Origin of the sequence: Acinetobacter lwoffii, from assembly GCF_024129115.1 — a bacterium.
Lineage (GTDB): Bacteria > Pseudomonadota > Gammaproteobacteria > Pseudomonadales > Moraxellaceae > Acinetobacter > Acinetobacter lwoffii_T.
In genome coordinates this window covers 78,620-94,881 of sequence record NZ_JAMXXO010000007.1, presented here as the reverse complement: position 1 = coordinate 94,881, position 16,262 = coordinate 78,620, and the positions used below count along the sequence as shown (strand labels likewise).

The window sequence follows — 16,262 nt, the reverse complement described above, 5'->3', positions numbered from 1 at the left end:
CCTTCAGTCTCTTTAATGTTCACTAATAATTGACCTAAATGACGAAAAATAATAAAGCAATGGCAATTTACAAGAATACCTTTGCCATTTTCTTACATATTAGATTGCCGAAACTATCAAGGTAAATGGCTGAACATGACATTGTTTTTGTGCATTTATGTGCCTAAGATGCTGAAAAAAGCAATATAAGTAGAGCAAATACTCCAATGTCATATGTATTAAAAGGATTGAAAATCCTAGATTTTTCTACACTTTTACCCGGCCCGTTTGCCACATTATATCTTGCTGATTTAGGTGCAGAAGTTGTGCATATTGAATCACCAACCCGACCGGACCTGTTGCGATTAATGCCACCCTTTGCCAATGGACAGGCCACTTCACAAAGTTATTTGAACCGAAACAAGCAATCGGTTGCACTGGATTTGAAAGATCCTGCGAATATTGAACTGGTTAAATCCAAGATTGCAGATTATGACATTGTGATTGAGCAATTCCGTCCCGGTGTAATGCAACGTCTTGGGCTAGACTATCAAACCTTAAGCGAAATTAATCCAAAATTGATTTACTGTTCCATTACCGGTTACGGCCAAACTGGCACATATAAAGATAAGGCAGGGCACGATATTAATTATCTGGCTTTATCCGGAATTGCCGGACACAGTGGCCGGATTGAAAATGGCCCACCTGCCTTGGGGATTCAGGTCGCTGATGTTGCGGGTGGTTCCATGCATGCCGTAATTGCGATTCTGGCTGCGGTGATTGAACGCCAGCAAAGTGGCAAAGGGCAATATATTGATATTTCCATGACCGATTGCGTGGTGACGATGAATAATCTGGCGGCTTCTGCCAGTCTGGCCGGTAATCAGCATCAACGGCCTGAATCAGGCTATCTGAATGGTGGGACTTTCTACGACTATTATGAAACCCAGGATGGGCGTTATCTGTCAGTTGGCAGTCTGGAGCCCCAATTTATGCAGGGGCTGGCACAGGCCTTAGAGCTGCCGATTCTTCTGGAAAAAGGCGCTTCTTATGCCGCTGAAGATCATGCTGCGGTGAAGCAGGCGATTCAGAATAAAATCAAGACCAAGCCTTTATCTGAATGGCAAACACAGTTTGCCGCGCTGGATGTCTGTGTCGAACCGGTGCTCAAGCTTGAAGAAGCGTTACATTCCGATCTGGCCCAGCAGCGGGGATGGGTCGTACAAGTGCCACTCAAATCCAATAGTCAGCAAACCGAAGCACAACTGGCTTGCCCGATTAAATTTTCACGTTCCACGATACGTTATGAATTTGTAGGACAGCAATTGGGAGAGAGTCAAAATTGGTAGAATTTTTAAAGTGTTAATAAAGTAGATAATGAAAGTAGAGATAAATCTTTCTATATGAAAATAAGTAATAATGATTGAAGAATTTAATCATTATTACTTTAAATTTAATCGAATGCTGTAAATACTGAGATCCGTGAAACTTTGACAGGCTTATCAATAAAACCGCTATGAAATATGTATAAAAAGCATTTTATTGATAGGTTCAATCTCGCTATCCTTGCCGGCGATATAATAGAAACTACTAGCTGTACGCCATGTATTTATATACTGATTTCGATCAGCAACTGATTAATGAACGTGTTGCACAGTTCCGTGACCAAACGGAACGTTATTTAGCCGGTAAACTCACTGAAGATGAGTATCGTCCGCTTCGTCTGCAAAATGGTCTGTACGTACAGCGTTATGCGCCAATGTTACGTATTGCCGTGCCATATGGTTTGATGAACTCAAAACAACTTCGTAAAGTGGCTGATTTGGCAAAAGAATATGACCGTGGCTACGCGCATATTTCGACCCGTCAAAACATCCAGTTTAACTGGCCGGCGCTGGAAAATGTGCCGGATATGCTGGCTGAACTGGCGACTGTGCAAATGCACGCGATTCAGACCTCAGGTAACTGTATCCGTAATACCACGACGGATCAGTATGCAGGTGTGGTTGCAGGTGAAATTGCCGATCCGCGTCCGACTTGTGAATTGATCCGTCAATGGTCAACCTTCCATCCGGAATTTGCCTTCTTGCCACGTAAGTTCAAGATTGCAGTTTCTGCGCTGGAAGAAACTGACCGTGCAGCTACTGCATTCCACGATATCGGTGTGTATATCGTGCGTAATGAAGCAGGCGAAATGGGCTATAAAATCAAAGTCGGTGGTGGTCTCGGCCGTACGCCAGTGATTGGTAGCTTTATCCGTGAGTTCTTGCCACGTGAAGACCTGATTGCTTATCTGGAAGCAGTGCTTCGTGTGTATAACTTGCATGGCCGTCGCGACAACAAATATAAAGCGCGTATCAAGATTCTGGTAAAAGCCTTAACACCAGCAGTATTTGCCGAGAAAGTTGAAGCTGAATTTGAGCATACGGTTAAAACACTGAAAATCGATGCAGACACCTTGGCAAAAATGGATGAGAACTTCACGCCATTCGATTACCAAGATTATGCAGATGAAGATTTCACTGAATTGTTCGCGCAATATCCGAAATTCAAACAGTGGTTCAACATTAATACCAATGCACATAAAGTGAAAGGTTATCGTATTGTGACGATTTCACTGAAACGTGCCGGAATTGCACCGGGTGATGTCAGCACCGAAGAAATGAACCTGATTGCAGATCTTGCAGATCAGTACACTTTCGGTGAGCTGCGTACCACGCATGAACAAAACATCTCACTGGTGGATGTACCGCAAAAAGATTTGTTCGCTGTATGGCAAACTCTTGACCAAAATAACCTGGCACGTGCGCATATCGGTTTCTTGACCGACATCATCTGCTGCCCAGGCGGTGACTTCTGTTCATTGGCCAATGCGAAATCCATTCCAATTTCTGAAGCGATTTCACGCCGTTTTGATGACCTGGATACGATTTACAATTTAGGCAAACTGGATCTAAATATTTCAGGTTGTATGAATGCCTGTGGTCATCACCACGTTGGTAATATTGGTATCTTGGGTGTAGACAAGAAAGGCGCTGAGTTCTACCAGATCACTTTAGGCGGTAATGCCGATCATGATGCTTCGATTGGTGACATTCTTGGGCCATCATTTGCAGCCGAAGTCGTGCCGGATATCGTAGAAGAAATTCTGAATACTTATCTTGACCTGCGTCAGGATGGTGAAGAGTTTATCGATACTTATCGCCGTGTCGGCATTCAACCATTTAAGGAGCGTGCATATGCTTAATACCGCACTTCAAGTGCTCTCTAAAGATGGCACGATTGCAGACAATACCTATCAATTGATTGGTGAAGGTGGTGTTTTGCCACAGGGCGATGTGGTTCTGACTGTGGAACAGTTAGACCAGATTGCCAATATATCAGGTAAAAAAGCATTGTACTTAACCGTCGATGCTTCTCCTGAAAACCATGAATTTCCATTAGATCAGCTAGACGCAATCTTTATCGAGTTTGCCGGTTTTAATGATGGCCGTGGTTATTCATTTGCAGCACTTCTTCGCCGTCAGGGTTTCCAGGGTGAACTACGTGCCACCGGTGATGTGTTCAAAGATGTGCTGAATTACATGAAGCGTTCTGGTTTCGACACTTTCGTGATTAAAGAAGGTAAAGATATTCAGGAAGCCGCTGCAGGTTTGAATGATTTCAAAAATCCGTACCAGGCATCAACTGCGGTTGCACAGGCACATTATCAAACAGGTGCTTAATTTAAATTAAGTTGTTGTAAAAAAGCCTCCAGATAGAGGCTTTTTTGATTTGTAATATTTACACAACTTCTAGTTGACAATTGATCATCCAGTGAATTCCAAACTGATCGCTAAAGGCAGCATAAAGTGCGCCCCAAAAGGTCTTTTCTAGCGGCATCTCAATTTGACCATTCACCGATAAAGCATCAAACAGTCGTTGTGCTTCAGCTTGTTCACTGGCGTCTAAGTTAATGGAAATATAATGGTTATTACCTTGTATGAACACGGTATTGGTTTGCGTGCAAAATTGATCATTCGTATCGGATGCCATCAGTTCTGTAAATTCGTTAATGGGAAGTGAGATATGCAGGATTTTATTTTTATCCGCTTCTGACAGCATGATCCCTTCTTCAGCTGGCATTTCACCATAACGACTCAGACTTGAAAATTCGCCTCCAAAAACTGATTTATAAAAATTAAAGGCTGCTTCAGCCTGACCTTGGAAATTGAGGTAATGATTCAGTTGCATGGGAGAACTCCCTTTTATTTACTTGCTTTAATCTACGCCACTTTGCGGTACTTTGCGTGAGCAAGCCTTATCAAAATGTAAGCGAAAAAAATCCTCCAGATTCGGAGGATTTTTAACTCCCTCTCCTTAGGGGAGAGTGATAGGGTGAGGGAAGAGGTTAAAGTAATTCAATCGCCACAGCAGTCGCTTCACCGCCACCAATACACAGTGCTGCAACCCCTTTTTTTCCACCGGTACGTTTCAGTGCATGAATCAAAGTCAGGATAATACGTGAACCGGTAGAACCCACAGGATGGCCGAGTGCACATGCACCACCATTGATGTTGACTTTTTCAGGGTCTAGCTTGAACTCATCCATTGGGCACATGGTCACCATGGCAAAGGCTTCATTGATTTCCCAAAGGTCGACATCAGAAGCGGTCCATCCGGTTTTATCCAGTACTTTTTGAATTGCACCGACTGGAGCAATGGTAAACTCAGATGGATGTTGCGAATTCGATGCATAGGCAACAATTTTAGCCAAAGGATTCAACCCTTTTGCTGCTGCATTGTCAGCCGAGGTAATTACTAAAGCTGATGCACCATCTGAAATCGAGCTGGCATTAGCCGCCGTAATCGTACCGTCTTTAGCGAAAGCAGGACGCAAAGTTGGAATTTTATCGATGTTGGCATTGAACGGCTGTTCGTCTTTATCAACGACTACATCACCTTTACGGGTTTTAACTGTTACAGGCACGATTTCATCAGCAAAGTAGCCTTCATTGACCGCAGTTTGCGCACGCTTTAATGAGCGAATCGCAAAATCATCCATCTGCTCGCGGGTATAACCTTTGGTATTTGCCATATCTTGGGCAAATGAACCCATCAAGCGACCTGTTTCAGCATCTTCCAAGCCATCCAGAAACATATGGTCCTTGATTTCACCGTGACCCATACGGAAACCGCCACGTGCTTTTGGCAATACATAAGGAGCATTGGTCATGGATTCCATGCCACCTGCAACCACGATATTTGCAGAACCGGCTTTAATCATATCTGCAGCTTGCATGACGGCTTTCATGCCTGAACCACATAATTTATTAATGGTTACAGCGCCAGTAGAATCTGGAAGACCAGCTTGACGCATGGCTTGACGTGCAGGGCCCTGCTTTAAACCTGCCGGAAGGACACAACCCATAATGACTTCTTCAATATCTTCTGGTTGCAGACCCGCACGGGCAATTGCTTCTTTAATGGTGACCGCACCGAGTTCTGGCGCAGTTACACTGGCAAGACTCCCCTGAAAGCCACCCATGGCTGTACGTGCACCATTGACAATTAGGATGTCAGTCATTGTTCTCTCTCCGTATGAGTTTTAATCAATTTTTTCAAACTTAAGCAGTATATTGAAAAAAACTCAGGATTGAAGCGTTAATCGCAGCGAAGCATAAACTGGATAGTTCTGTTAGCAAGACGAGAGACTTTCAATCCTGATATGGCCCATTTTGCTGAGTACAATACGCTGTTGGCTAGAAAGATGGGTAGAACAATAATAGAAACTACCATTTGAACCAATCGGCAAGGCAGTATGCGCTTGATAAGTGACACTCGGTAAACTCAAAGTTCCTCGCCAACTTAGGTTACCGTATTTGAGGTTCAGTGCATCAATATGTAAAATTTGTTCGTCTACATCCACTTGCCTGTTTTTATTTTTATCAATAAAAACCAGCATGTTCTTGTTCCATTGATTGGCTTGGCAACTGAGAGAATCTTGGCTCGGGCAGATTACAATATTTTGATGAAACACTGCAGCCTGGCTGCGTGCATAGCGATTAATTTGAGATAATTTGATCGGAATATTTTTGGCTTCCTGTTTAGATCGATATTCATGGAAGTACGGTAGAGCAATACTGGCCACGATTGCAATTATTGCAATACAGATAATTAACTCAACAATAGTAAACGCTCTTATTATTTTTTTATACATAGAGTTACCTGATTTATATATTATTTTTATAATAATGGTGTTATTAATTATATGTTTTTTATGCTTTATTGAGCATGTAAATCAATGCTTACTGAAGTCTCAAGAAAGCTGTTAAAATAAAATTGGCAATCAGAATAGGGTATTCGGAATAAAAAATTGAGTAAAAAGTTACCGAATTACAACGGAAATTGTAAGTAATTTTGTCAATAATTTACTTGATTAAATTAATCAAGCACTTGGAAAAATAATAAAGTGTTTGTATGATGCCATGTGAATAGCTTAAGAATAATACTGGGGTAATAAAAAGCCTATCTCAGGATGGCCTAATTACGGGCTTGAGCTTGAACAACAATTGTTATCTCTGGAGGATAAATCCATGAAAATGAGTCGTATTGCTTTAGCTATGCTTGTAGCTGCACCTTTTGCTGCTGCCAATGCAGGCGTAACTGTTACTCCGTTGATGTTAGGTTATACATTCCAAGACACCCAGCACAACAATAACGGTAATGATGGCGAACTTACTAGTAGTCCTGAATTACAAGACGATTTATTCGTAGGTGCTGCTATTGGTGTTGAATTAACTCCTTGGTTAGGTTTTGAAGCTGAATATAGCCAAGTAAAGGGCGATGTTGACGGTGCTGCTGAAGGTGCAGAATACAAAGGCCAAAATATTGCAGGTAACTTCTACGCAACTTCTGACGTATTTACTGGTAACTATGACAGCAAAGTGAAGCCATACATGCTTCTAGGTGCGGGTCACTACAAATACGAATTTGAAGGTGTGCCACGCGGTACTCGCGGTAATGAAGAAGAAGGTACTCTAGGTAATGCTGGTGTGGGTGCATTCTGGCACATCAACGATGCCTTAGCGCTACGTACTGAAGCTCGTGGTACTTACCACTTTGACGAAAAATTCTGGAACTACACAGCATTAGCTGGTCTTAATGTTGTTCTAGGTGGTCGTCTGAAACCAGCTGCTCCAGTAGTTGAAGTTGCTCCAGTTGAGCCTGTAACTCCAGTTGCTCCAGCGCCACAAGAGTTGACTGAAGACCTGAACATGGAACTTCGTGTGTTCTTTGATACAAACAAATCAAACATCAAAGATCAATACAAACCAGAAATCGCTAAAGTTGCTGAGAAGCTAGTTGAATATCCAAACGCTACTGCTCGTATCGAAGGTCACACTGACAACACTGGTCCACGTGCACTAAACGAACGTTTATCTCTAGCACGTGCTAACTCTGTTAAATCTTCGCTTGTAAATGAATACAATGTTGATGCATCTCGCTTGTCTACTCAAGGTTTCGCTTGGGATCAACCGATTGCTGACAACAACACTAAAGAAGGTCGTGCTATGAACCGTCGTGTATTCGCGACAATCACTGGTAGCCGTACTGTTTTAGCTGAACAACCAGTTGCTCAATAATTCATTATTGAACACTCATTAAAAAGGCAGCTCTTCGGAGCTGCTTTTTTTATGTCTGTATTTTGACTACACTTAGCCTGTTAAGATGTCGTTGAGTAAAAATATGAGTGTCGAAATTCCTGAAGATTTGCAAAATCTGGAAGCCAATAGCGGAATTTTTGCAATATGGATGATTTTTCATCATTATGGAATTGATTTGAATATTCCTGATTTAACTCAGCTCTGTCAACATGACCCTGAAATGGGAAGCTCCAGCATCGCACTTGCAGTTGCTTTAAAAACCCTTGGTCTGGATGTCGATTTTTATACTGAACATGATTCAGATAAACAGCCTGTTGAAGTGGAATTTTATCAAAAAGCCCAAGAAATCAAATTACCTGTTTATGAATCTCCTCTTTCATATGCAGAAATTCAAAAAAAGGCAGGTGAAGGTCGTTTTGTGATTGTGTTCTATGACACTTTAGATGGGGTAGGGAATCACTCGTTAATTTATTCTATTGATGAGCAGGAAATCAGCTTTTTTGATAGTTTTGAGTCTATGCCTAAAGAGGTATTTGAGCAGCAGCGACAGGCAGACGGAATTTGCCAGCAAGTGATTGTGATTGATGATCGCAATTTCGTGATGCGTCATAGTTAATTCAAGAAATAAAAAATCAGCCCGTAAGCTGATTTTTTTAATGAATAATTTTTTATTCCTGATCAAGTTTCATCGGCTGCACATCCATCTCTTGATAAGAGACCAGTTTGGTTTTTTTCTTCCATTTGTAGCCGAACCAAATCGCTAGGAATAGCGGAATACTGATATAGGTCGATAACACACCCATCCATTGACCGGCCAAAACATCCTGATAGTTCTGTCCGAGAACAACAATCGCACACAGGATAAATGCAAACCAAGGAGCAAAAGGAAAGAATTTAGCGCGATAAGCCAGATCTTCCAGTTTATAACCTTGAGCCAAATAACCTTTGCGGAAGCGGTAATGCGAAATTGCAATCCCGAGCCAGACAATAAAGCCACACATCCCTGACATGTTTAGCAGCCAGTTAAAGACTTCCTGTTCACCAAAGAAAGTAGTCAGGAAGCATAGAGCTGCGATCGCCGTAGTGGCATAGAGTGCATTCATTGGCACACCACGCGGGTCCAGACGCGCGAACATTTTAGGTGCACTACCTTTACGCGCCATATCAAACAGCATACGGGTAGATGAATACATGCCCGAGTTACCTGCAGATAGAATGGCTGTCAGGATCACTGCATTCATGATACTGGCGGCAAAGGCAAAACCGGCTTTTTCATACAATAAGGTAAATGGCGAAAGTGCAATATTATCTGTTGCAGCGGCCTGTAATAAACGTGGGTCATTATAGGCAATCAAGGTGCCGATAATGAAAATACACACGATATAAAACAGAAGGATACGCCAGAAAATCTGTTTGATGGCGACCGGAATGGTTTTCTTTGGATCTTTCGATTCACCTGCCGCCACACCGACCATTTCGGTACCCTGGAAAGAGAATCCGGCAATCATCGCCACGCCAATTAATGCCTGGAAACCACCGACAAAGGGTGCATCACCAATGCTCCAGTTGGCAAATGCTTCTGCACCCGGGGTCAGCATGATCTTCACGATCATCCAGATTCCGATGATGATAAAGGCAATGATCGCGAGAACTTTCACCAGAGAAAAGAAAAATTCGGATTCGCCAAAGCCTTTTACTGTCAGGGCATTAATCCCGAAAATAATGGCCAGGAAAATGGCGCTCCAGTACACGCCCGGAATATCGGGAAACCAGAATTTCATAATGAACTGAACGGCAACCAGCTCAAAAGCCACGGTAATGGCCCAGTTGTACCAGTAATTCCAACCTAAAGCGAAACCAAAACCACCTTCGACATATTTGGTGCCGTAAGTGAAAAATGCACCTGAGGTCGGATTGTGCGTGGCAAGTTCACCCAAGCTGGTCATCAGGAAATAAATCATGATCCCAATCAGTACATATGCAAGTAGTGCACCACCTGGTCCAGCATTGGCAATGGTCGCCCCTGAGGCCAGGAATAGACCTGTACCAATTGATCCGCCAATGGCGATCATATTCAGATGACGAGCACCCAGCTTACGCTGCAGCTGCATCGTGTTTTGCGTTTCGCTCATCATGATTCCTTAACATTTTTTTGAGTGCTGGCGAAGAGCACTTTAAAGCCTTGTTGATCCGCTTTTACTGTGCAGCGACCAAAGTTTTGTTCAATCAGGGTCGGGTAGTTCAAGAAACGGTTGGCTACGATCCAAAGCTCACCGCCTGATTTTAAATGACGACGCGAGGTTTTACACAAGGTTTCGCTTGCCGTGTAATCGGTCTCGATTCCCATATGAAAAGGCGGATTACTGACAATGGCATGCAGGAACAAGGGTGCATCCTCAATGCCTGTAACCGCTTTGATTTCAATCTGTTCAGGAGTGAGCTGATTTTCTTCAAATGTCATTTGGGTAGAAGCCAGTGCAAAGGCATCGACATCCATGGCAAAAATCCGGTTTTTCGGATTCAACTTTGCCAGATACGCACTAATTACACCTGCGCCACAACCAAAGTCGGCAATCTTACCTGAAGTAACTTGTGGCAAATAAGGTAATAGGGTGGCAGTTCCTACATCCAAACGGTTTTGACTAAAGACGCCTGGAAGTGCACAAATATTCAGGTCGCCATTTGGTGTCGATACGGTATAACGCTGTGCCCAGTCTGCAAGTGCTTTTTTCTCGACCGTATGTTCTAGAACCAATTGCCAAAGCTGGCAATGACGCGCGCTGTCAAGTTTGAGTGTTTTACCAAAAGGCTGCAACTGTTTGGCTGCGCGTTCTATCCCGCCTTTCTTTTCACCGACCAGAAAAACACTGCTACCCGGTTTAAGCTGTGCTGCCACAGTGTGCAGTAAATAATTCAACAGTTCTTTAGACTTGGGTACAAAAATAACTGCCTGATCAAACTCAGCTTCAGGTATCTCTGCACCAAAATGCACATCCGCTTGTTGTGACTGGAAATATTGAAAATCATTAAAATTCCATGTCCAGACAGCCGGATTGATAGAGGCATCGAATTCAGCGAGCAGATCATCTGTTGGTGCATTAATCAGTAAGATGCGACCCGACAAAAAATCATATTGTCTTAATAAAACTTCGCTTTTAGGATCCATAGGTATCTCTCCAATATAAAGAACACTGCCTAAGTCTGACCTAGACAGTGTTCTTTGGACATGAAATTACTTCTTTGTTTCAGGAAGTACTACATTCAGAATAAGGGCAGCGATACCACCAGTAGCAACGCCTGAGCTAAAGATATTACGGAATAACTCAGGAAGATGTTCAAGAATTTGTGGAACTTGTGCAACACCTAAACCCAGTGCCAGTGAAATCGCAATGATCAGCAGGGCACGACGGTCCAGATGGACACCAGACAGAATGTTAATGCCAGAGGCTGCGACTGCACCAAACATCACCATCACTGCACCACCCAGTACCGCTTGCGGAACGGCCTGAATAATACCAGCAACTGCAGGCAGTAAACCAAGAATAACTAGCAAAGCAGCAATCCAGATGCCGACATAACGACTTGCTACGCCCGTCAACTGAATCACACCATTGTTCTGTGCAAAAACGGAACTCGGGAAGGTGTTAAAAATACCGGCAAGGAATGAATTCGCGCCATTTACCAGTACACCGCCTTTAATGCGCTGCATCCATTTTGGACCATCAACTGGCTGGTTGGAAAGCTTTGAAGTCGCAGTGATATCACCAATCGCTTCTAAAGACGTCACCAGATAAATGAATGCCATTGGAATAAACAGGCTCCAGGAGAAGCTTAAACCGAAATGCATTGGTGTCGGAATCTGTACCAGAGGTGCATCTTTCAGACCAGAGAAATCCAGATGGCCCATAAAGCCTGCCAGAACATAACCACAGATCAAGGCGATTAAAATGGCAGAGCTTTTTACCCAAGTAATCCGGATACGGTTCAGGATAATGATCAACGCCAAGACGGTACAAGACATGATCAGGTTGTCAGCATTAGCAAAAGTTTTATCGCTCATGGCCTGATAACCGCCGCCCATACTGATTAAACCTTCTTTAATTAAGGTCAAACCAATCAGCAGCACGACAATCCCGGTCACCAGCGGTGTAATCAGTTTTTTGATCCAAGGCAGAATTTGTGACACGCCCATTTCAATAAATGCACCTGCAATCACCACACCAAAAATAGAAGCCATTACTGCTTCTACAGGTGTACCTGCAGCCACCATGGCTGAACCAATACCAATAATTGGACCGATAAAGTTAAAGCTGGTTCCTTGGACAATCAGCAGACCGGCACCAAAAGGTCCGACTTTTTTAGACTGTAAAAAAGTTGCGATGCCCGAGATCACCAAGGACATGGACAAAATCATGTTGGTGTCTTCTTTGGAAACACCGAGCGCTAAACAAATCAGCAGGCCAGGGGTCACAATCGGGACAATAATCGCTAATAAATGCTGGAATGCAGCTAAAAAAGCAATCAGTGGTTTTGGTCGATCTTCCAGACCGTATACCAGGTCAAGTTGATCTTTAGAAGGAGGAGATTGATTAAAATCAGACATGTGTCAATGCAAATTAAGGCTGGGTGGCGCTATTCTAATCGAGTTACACGTCTTTACAAAATCAAAAAAGCCCCAACTGGGCAAAAAAAGTTGAGGAGTGTGGTTACAGTGACTATAAAAGTTTTGTATTTTTCTGTATAATTTGCCCTCAAATTACATACGCATTGAATTTACATGTCAGATATTAAAACTCTCCGTAACATCGCCATTATTGCGCACGTCGATCATGGTAAAACCACTCTTGTAGACAAACTTTTGCAACAATCAGGTGCTCTCGGTGATCGCGCGGGTGAGATCGAGCGTGTCATGGATTCTGGCGCTATTGAAAGCGAACGTGGTATTACCATTCTTGCAAAAAACACTGCAATCAAATGGTTAGATGAACGTACCAATACTGAATACCGCATTAACATCGTGGACACCCCGGGACACGCCGACTTCGGTGGTGAAGTTGAACGTGTAATGTCGATGGTTGACTGCGTACTTCTTCTTGTAGACTCACAAGAAGGCCCGATGCCACAAACTCGTTTCGTAACGCAAAAAGCGTTCGCACGTGGTTTGAAACCAATCGTGATTATTAACAAAGTCGACAAGCCAAGCGCGCGTCCAGACTGGGTAATTGACCAAGTATTTGATTTGTTCGATAACTTGGGTGCTTCTGACGAACAGTTAGACTTCCCAGTTGTTTATGCTTCAGGCCTTCGTGGTGTTGCTGGTCCTTCTCCAGAAGAACTTGCTGAAGACATGACTCCGTTGTTCCAAACGATCGTAGACATCGTTGAACCACCAGCAGTTGATGTTGATGGTCCATTCCAAATGCAGGTATCTTCACTTGACTATAACAGCTTCGTAGGCGTTATCGGTATTGGTCGTATCCAGCGCGGTTCAGTGAAATTAAACACACAAGTAACTGTAATCGATAAAGATGGCAAAACACGTAACGGCCGTATCTTAAAAATCATGGGTTATCATGGTCTAGATCGCGTTGACGTTGAAGAAGCTTCTGCAGGCGATATCGTTTGTGTAACGGGTATCGATGCACTCAACATTTCTGACACCATCTGTGATCCGAAAAATGTTGAAGCTTTACCTCCATTGTCTGTAGATGAACCTACAGTATCGATGACATTCCAGGTAAACAACTCACCGTTTGCTGGTAAAGAAGGTAAGTTCGTAACTTCACGTAATATCCGTGAACGTCTAGACCGCGAATTGATTCACAACGTAGCATTACGTGTTGAAGATACTGATAGTCCAGACCGTTTCAAAGTATCTGGTCGTGGTGAACTTCACCTTTCAGTTCTGATTGAAAACATGCGTCGTGAAGGTTTCGAAATGGGCGTATCTCGTCCACAAGTAATCATTAAAGAAATTGATGGTGAAAAACAAGAGCCATACGAAAACGTTACTTTTGACGTTGAAGAACAGCACCAAGGCGCTGTAATGGAACAAATGGGTCATCGTAAAGGCGAAATGACCAATATGGAAGTTGACGGTAAAGGCCGTATCCGTATTGAGGCAACTGTTCCTTCACGCGGTCTGATTGGTTTCCGTTCTGAATTCCTGACCATGACTTCTGGTACAGGGATCATGACGTCTAGCTTCTCGCACTACGGTCCAATGAAGCAAGGTACTGTTGCGAAACGTCAAAACGGTGTACTGATTTCTATGGTTCAAGGTACTTGCCTGGGCTATGCACTGTTCACACTTCAAGACCGTGGTCGTCTATTCGCGAAACCACAGTTAGAAGTTTATGAAGGTATGATCATCGGTATTAACTCTCGTTCAGACGACATGACAGTTAACCCGACTAAAGCAAAACAGTTAACCAACGTACGTGCTTCTGGTACTGATGATGCGTTAACGCTGGTTCCTGCGATTGAATATACACTTGAGCAAGCGCTTGAGTTTATTGAAGATGATGAACTAGTAGAAGTAACACCTAAGTCAATCCGTATCCGTAAGCGTTTCTTGACTGAAAACGAACGTAAACGTAACCGTTCAGGTAAATAATCGCTAGATTATTTCGGGTTTTCAAAAACCGTAATCTTTTCGAAGATTACGGTTTTTTTTTATATTTAAGCGATGCTCACATTGCAATTTACTAAAACGCATTAAATTAAGTCAAAATTAAAAGTATTTACTCAGGTATAATTTGACCCAAAACTTGAAAATAAAATATGGGAGTAGTTATGAGTATTATTCAAGAATTTAAAGAGTTTGCGATCAAAGGCAATATGATGGATCTGGCGATTGGTGTCATCATCGGTGGTGCTTTTAGCAAGATCATCGATTCATTGGTGAAAGACATCATTATGCCTTTAATTACCGTGATCACCGGTGGTGGCGTCGATTTTACGCAGAAATTCTTTATCTTAGGAAGAAACCCAGACAATTTACAATCTTTGGATGCCTTGACTAAGGCGGGTGTGAATGTACTGACTTATGGTAACTTTTTAACGATTTTAATTAACTTCTTAATTTTGGCTTGGGTCGTATTTTTATTGGTGAAATTCATGAACCGTTTACGTAAACAAGAAGGCCCAGTCGAGGAAACTCCGACTACTCCAGCCGATATTGAATTGCTGCGTGAAATTCGTGATGAATTGAAAAAGCGTCCACCTCAAGTCTAATTTTTCTAATCCTCCTAAATCCCCCTTTTATAAAGGGGGAACTCCTCCCTTTGTCAAAGGGAGGTAAGGAGGGATTTATAAATATTAAAAATCCATCCGAAACTTGATTTCGACCAAATGAAAACCAAACTGGCTTTTGACCGGGCCATGTAATACACGTTCAGCAGCAGTAAATACCAGTTTATCAATCACTGGAACCAGCTGGCCTTTCTTTACTTCACCTAGCTCACCGCCACGTTTGGCAGAATTACAGGTCGAATACTGTTTGGCGATTTTATTAAAGTCTGCACCACTTAAAATCTTCTTTTTAAGCTGTTCAGCAGTTTCTTTATCTTTAACCAGAATATGACGCACAATAGCTGTTTTCATGACTTTTTCCCTCGTACAGTTGCCACTTTTTTGACAGGGAGCTGGATCTTTTTCAAAGGTTGGCACTCAGGACAAAAAACTGAAGCCCGTTGTCCCAATTTAATATTTTCAAGTGTGGTCTCGCAGTTCACACACATTTCACCGGCACGGCCATAAGCCAGCAGGGTTTGCTGAAAATAGCCATTTTCGCCCATGGCATTGGTGTAGTCTCTTAAGGTTGAACCACCTAAATCAATTGCCTGTTTCAAGATGCGCTTGATTTCCAGCACTAACTTTTTAATCTGCATCAAGCTTAAAGTCGAGGCCGGTTGTGCCGGATGAATCCCCAGATTAAACAGACTTTCGGTCGCATAAATATTGCCTACGCCCACCACCACATGGTTATCCATAATTGCAACTTTGGTGCCAACATTTTTATTCTTCAATTTTTCAAATAAATACTCGGCATTAAAGTTCTCGCTTAAAGGTTCTGGCCCCAACGTGTCAATCAATTTGCTTTGTGATTGTGCATCCAGCCAAAGAATGCAGCCAAAACGGCGAGGGTCATGATAACGCAGTTCGATATCATCAAACTGAATGATTAGATGGTCATGTTTGCGTAATTCTTCATTGCCATCGCATAGACGGAAACTTCCCGACATGCCCAAATGCCAGAGCATGGTGTCGTGTTCAAACTCTGCCAGAATATATTTAGAACGGCGAGTGAGATTCAGTAATTTTTGCCCCACCAGTTTTTCTATATTTTCTGGAATAGGCCAGCGCAAACTTGACTGACGCACTTCAACACGTTTTACGCGTTGTTCCAATAAAGGCAATAAACTGATTTTGGTGGTTTCAACTTCTGGTAATTCAGGCATAACACATCAGTGACGAGGGAGATGCAGCTAATATTGGGTGAATTGGCCGGGATTGCAAGCGTTAATCTGGGTGAAATCGCTGGAAAATGACTGGGTATTTCATCTTTATTTAAACTGGAATTGTTTAAAGAATAAACTAGGTTTCTATGTTTTTATAGCGAATTTTCTTAGGAGG

15 protein-coding genes are annotated in these 16,262 nt (G+C 42.7%); 7 read left to right on the top strand and 8 right to left on the bottom strand.

Going from position 1 to position 16,262, the window contains the following annotated elements; translation table 11 throughout:
• The first annotated feature begins 206 nt into the window (after positions 1 to 206).
• The 3 genes from NI470_RS07750 (at position 207) to NI470_RS07740 (ending at position 3,704) form a co-directional block, all read left to right on the top strand.
• Positions 207 to 1,328, top strand: a complete 1,122-nt coding sequence (locus tag NI470_RS07750; RefSeq protein WP_253148075.1) for a CaiB/BaiF CoA transferase family protein — start codon at positions 207 to 209, stop codon at positions 1,326 to 1,328.
• Between the two features lie 254 nt (positions 1,329 to 1,582).
• Positions 1,583 to 3,226 carry a nitrite/sulfite reductase gene (locus tag NI470_RS07745; RefSeq protein WP_005252749.1) on the top strand — a complete coding sequence of 548 codons (1,644 nt, stop codon included), beginning with the start codon at positions 1,583 to 1,585 and terminating at the stop codon, positions 3,224 to 3,226.
• A complete protein-coding gene (locus NI470_RS07740; RefSeq protein ID WP_253148076.1) occupies positions 3,219 to 3,704 on the top strand; it encodes a DUF934 domain-containing protein in 486 nt (161 codons plus the stop codon). The genes NI470_RS07745 and NI470_RS07740 overlap by 8 nt, the downstream gene beginning before the upstream one ends.
• Before the next feature lie 58 nt (positions 3,705 to 3,762).
• Here NI470_RS07740 and NI470_RS07735 read toward each other — a convergent pair whose 3' ends face one another.
• The 3 genes from NI470_RS07735 to NI470_RS07725 form a co-directional block, all read right to left on the bottom strand.
• Positions 3,763 to 4,212, bottom strand: coding sequence for a VOC family protein (locus NI470_RS07735; protein ID WP_253148077.1), 450 nt, complete (start codon positions 4,210 to 4,212; stop codon positions 3,763 to 3,765).
• A 157-nt stretch (positions 4,213 to 4,369) separates the two neighbouring features.
• Positions 4,370 to 5,545 carry a thiolase family protein gene (locus NI470_RS07730; protein ID WP_253148078.1) on the bottom strand — a complete coding sequence of 392 codons (1,176 nt, stop codon included), beginning with the start codon at positions 5,543 to 5,545 and terminating at the stop codon, positions 4,370 to 4,372.
• Positions 5,546 to 5,656: 111 nt separating this feature from the next.
• Positions 5,657 to 6,178 carry a GspH/FimT family protein gene (locus NI470_RS07725; protein ID WP_044108385.1) on the bottom strand — a complete coding sequence of 174 codons (522 nt, stop codon included), beginning with the start codon at positions 6,176 to 6,178 and terminating at the stop codon, positions 5,657 to 5,659.
• Positions 6,179 to 6,554: 376 nt separating this feature from the next.
• Between NI470_RS07725 and omp38 the strand changes: the two genes are divergently transcribed.
• Both omp38 and NI470_RS07715 read left to right on the top strand, forming a co-directional pair.
• The gene (gene omp38, locus NI470_RS07720; protein WP_004645938.1) at positions 6,555 to 7,604 is read left to right on the top strand and encodes an outer membrane protein Omp38; all 1,050 of its coding nucleotides are present in this window, start codon (positions 6,555 to 6,557) and stop codon (positions 7,602 to 7,604) included.
• 103 nt (positions 7,605 to 7,707) lie between these two features.
• Entirely contained in the window at positions 7,708 to 8,241 is a 534-nt protein-coding gene (locus NI470_RS07715) for a cysteine peptidase family C39 domain-containing protein (RefSeq protein WP_191112634.1), read from the top strand.
• Positions 8,242 to 8,293: 52 nt separating this feature from the next.
• Here the strand turns inward: NI470_RS07715 and NI470_RS07710 are convergent, their stop codons facing one another.
• The 3 genes from NI470_RS07710 to NI470_RS07700 all read right to left on the bottom strand — a co-directional run bounded on the left by NI470_RS07710 (position 8,294) and on the right by NI470_RS07700 (position 12,228).
• Positions 8,294 to 9,757, bottom strand: a complete 1,464-nt coding sequence (locus tag NI470_RS07710) for an amino acid permease (protein WP_121980021.1) — start codon at positions 9,755 to 9,757, stop codon at positions 8,294 to 8,296.
• The gene (locus tag NI470_RS07705; protein ID WP_253148079.1) at positions 9,757 to 10,791 is read right to left on the bottom strand and encodes a methyltransferase; all 1,035 of its coding nucleotides are present in this window, start codon (positions 10,789 to 10,791) and stop codon (positions 9,757 to 9,759) included. Before NI470_RS07705 ends, NI470_RS07710 begins: the two co-directional genes overlap by 1 nt.
• Before the next feature lie 66 nt (positions 10,792 to 10,857).
• Positions 10,858 to 12,228, bottom strand: coding sequence for a uracil-xanthine permease family protein (locus NI470_RS07700; protein WP_004281715.1), 1,371 nt, complete (start codon positions 12,226 to 12,228; stop codon positions 10,858 to 10,860).
• Between the two features lie 174 nt (positions 12,229 to 12,402).
• Here NI470_RS07700 and typA point away from each other — a divergent pair, with 174 nt between their 5' ends.
• Both typA and mscL read left to right on the top strand, forming a co-directional pair.
• On the top strand, positions 12,403 to 14,241 hold the full coding sequence (gene typA / locus NI470_RS07695) for a translational GTPase TypA (RefSeq protein ID WP_004281716.1): 1,839 nt from the start codon (positions 12,403 to 12,405) through the stop codon (positions 14,239 to 14,241).
• 179 nt (positions 14,242 to 14,420) lie between these two features.
• Complete coding sequence (gene mscL, locus NI470_RS07690; RefSeq protein WP_004281717.1) at positions 14,421 to 14,861, top strand: large conductance mechanosensitive channel protein MscL; 441 nt, start codon at positions 14,421 to 14,423, stop codon at positions 14,859 to 14,861.
• Between the two features lie 84 nt (positions 14,862 to 14,945).
• Here mscL and NI470_RS07685 read toward each other — a convergent pair whose 3' ends face one another.
• Together NI470_RS07685 and mutM are read right to left on the bottom strand one after the other, a co-directional pair.
• Entirely contained in the window at positions 14,946 to 15,230 is a 285-nt protein-coding gene (locus NI470_RS07685; RefSeq protein ID WP_004281718.1) for a peptidylprolyl isomerase, read from the bottom strand.
• Positions 15,227 to 16,087, bottom strand: a complete 861-nt coding sequence (mutM, locus tag NI470_RS07680; protein WP_253148080.1) for a bifunctional DNA-formamidopyrimidine glycosylase/DNA-(apurinic or apyrimidinic site) lyase — start codon at positions 16,085 to 16,087, stop codon at positions 15,227 to 15,229. Before mutM ends, NI470_RS07685 begins: the two co-directional genes overlap by 4 nt.
• Positions 16,088 to 16,262: the final 175 nt, after the last annotated feature.

Bases quoted from the DNA above. Each gene is read 5' to 3' on its own strand.
- NI470_RS07750 (WP_253148075.1), top strand. From the start codon at position 207: ATGTCATATGTATTAAAAGGATTGAAAATCCTAGATTTTTCTACACTT.
- NI470_RS07745 (WP_005252749.1), top strand. From the start codon at position 1,583: ATGTATTTATATACTGATTTCGATCAGCAACTGATTAATGAACGTGTT.
- NI470_RS07740 (WP_253148076.1), top strand. From the start codon at position 3,219: ATGCTTAATACCGCACTTCAAGTGCTCTCTAAAGATGGCACGATTGCA.
- NI470_RS07735 (WP_253148077.1), bottom strand. From the start codon at position 4,212: ATGCAACTGAATCATTACCTCAATTTCCAAGGTCAGGCTGAAGCAGCC.
- NI470_RS07730 (WP_253148078.1), bottom strand. From the start codon at position 5,545: ATGACTGACATCCTAATTGTCAATGGTGCACGTACAGCCATGGGTGGC.
- NI470_RS07725 (WP_044108385.1), bottom strand. From the start codon at position 6,178: ATGTATAAAAAAATAATAAGAGCGTTTACTATTGTTGAGTTAATTATC.
- omp38 (WP_004645938.1), top strand. From the start codon at position 6,555: ATGAAAATGAGTCGTATTGCTTTAGCTATGCTTGTAGCTGCACCTTTT.
- NI470_RS07715 (WP_191112634.1), top strand. From the start codon at position 7,708: ATGAGTGTCGAAATTCCTGAAGATTTGCAAAATCTGGAAGCCAATAGC.
- NI470_RS07710 (WP_121980021.1), bottom strand. From the start codon at position 9,757: ATGAGCGAAACGCAAAACACGATGCAGCTGCAGCGTAAGCTGGGTGCT.
- NI470_RS07705 (WP_253148079.1), bottom strand. From the start codon at position 10,791: ATGGATCCTAAAAGCGAAGTTTTATTAAGACAATATGATTTTTTGTCG.
- NI470_RS07700 (WP_004281715.1), bottom strand. From the start codon at position 12,228: ATGTCTGATTTTAATCAATCTCCTCCTTCTAAAGATCAACTTGACCTG.
- typA (WP_004281716.1), top strand. From the start codon at position 12,403: ATGTCAGATATTAAAACTCTCCGTAACATCGCCATTATTGCGCACGTC.
- mscL (WP_004281717.1), top strand. From the start codon at position 14,421: ATGAGTATTATTCAAGAATTTAAAGAGTTTGCGATCAAAGGCAATATG.
- NI470_RS07685 (WP_004281718.1), bottom strand. From the start codon at position 15,230: ATGAAAACAGCTATTGTGCGTCATATTCTGGTTAAAGATAAAGAAACT.
- mutM (WP_253148080.1), bottom strand. From the start codon at position 16,087: ATGCCTGAATTACCAGAAGTTGAAACCACCAAAATCAGTTTATTGCCT.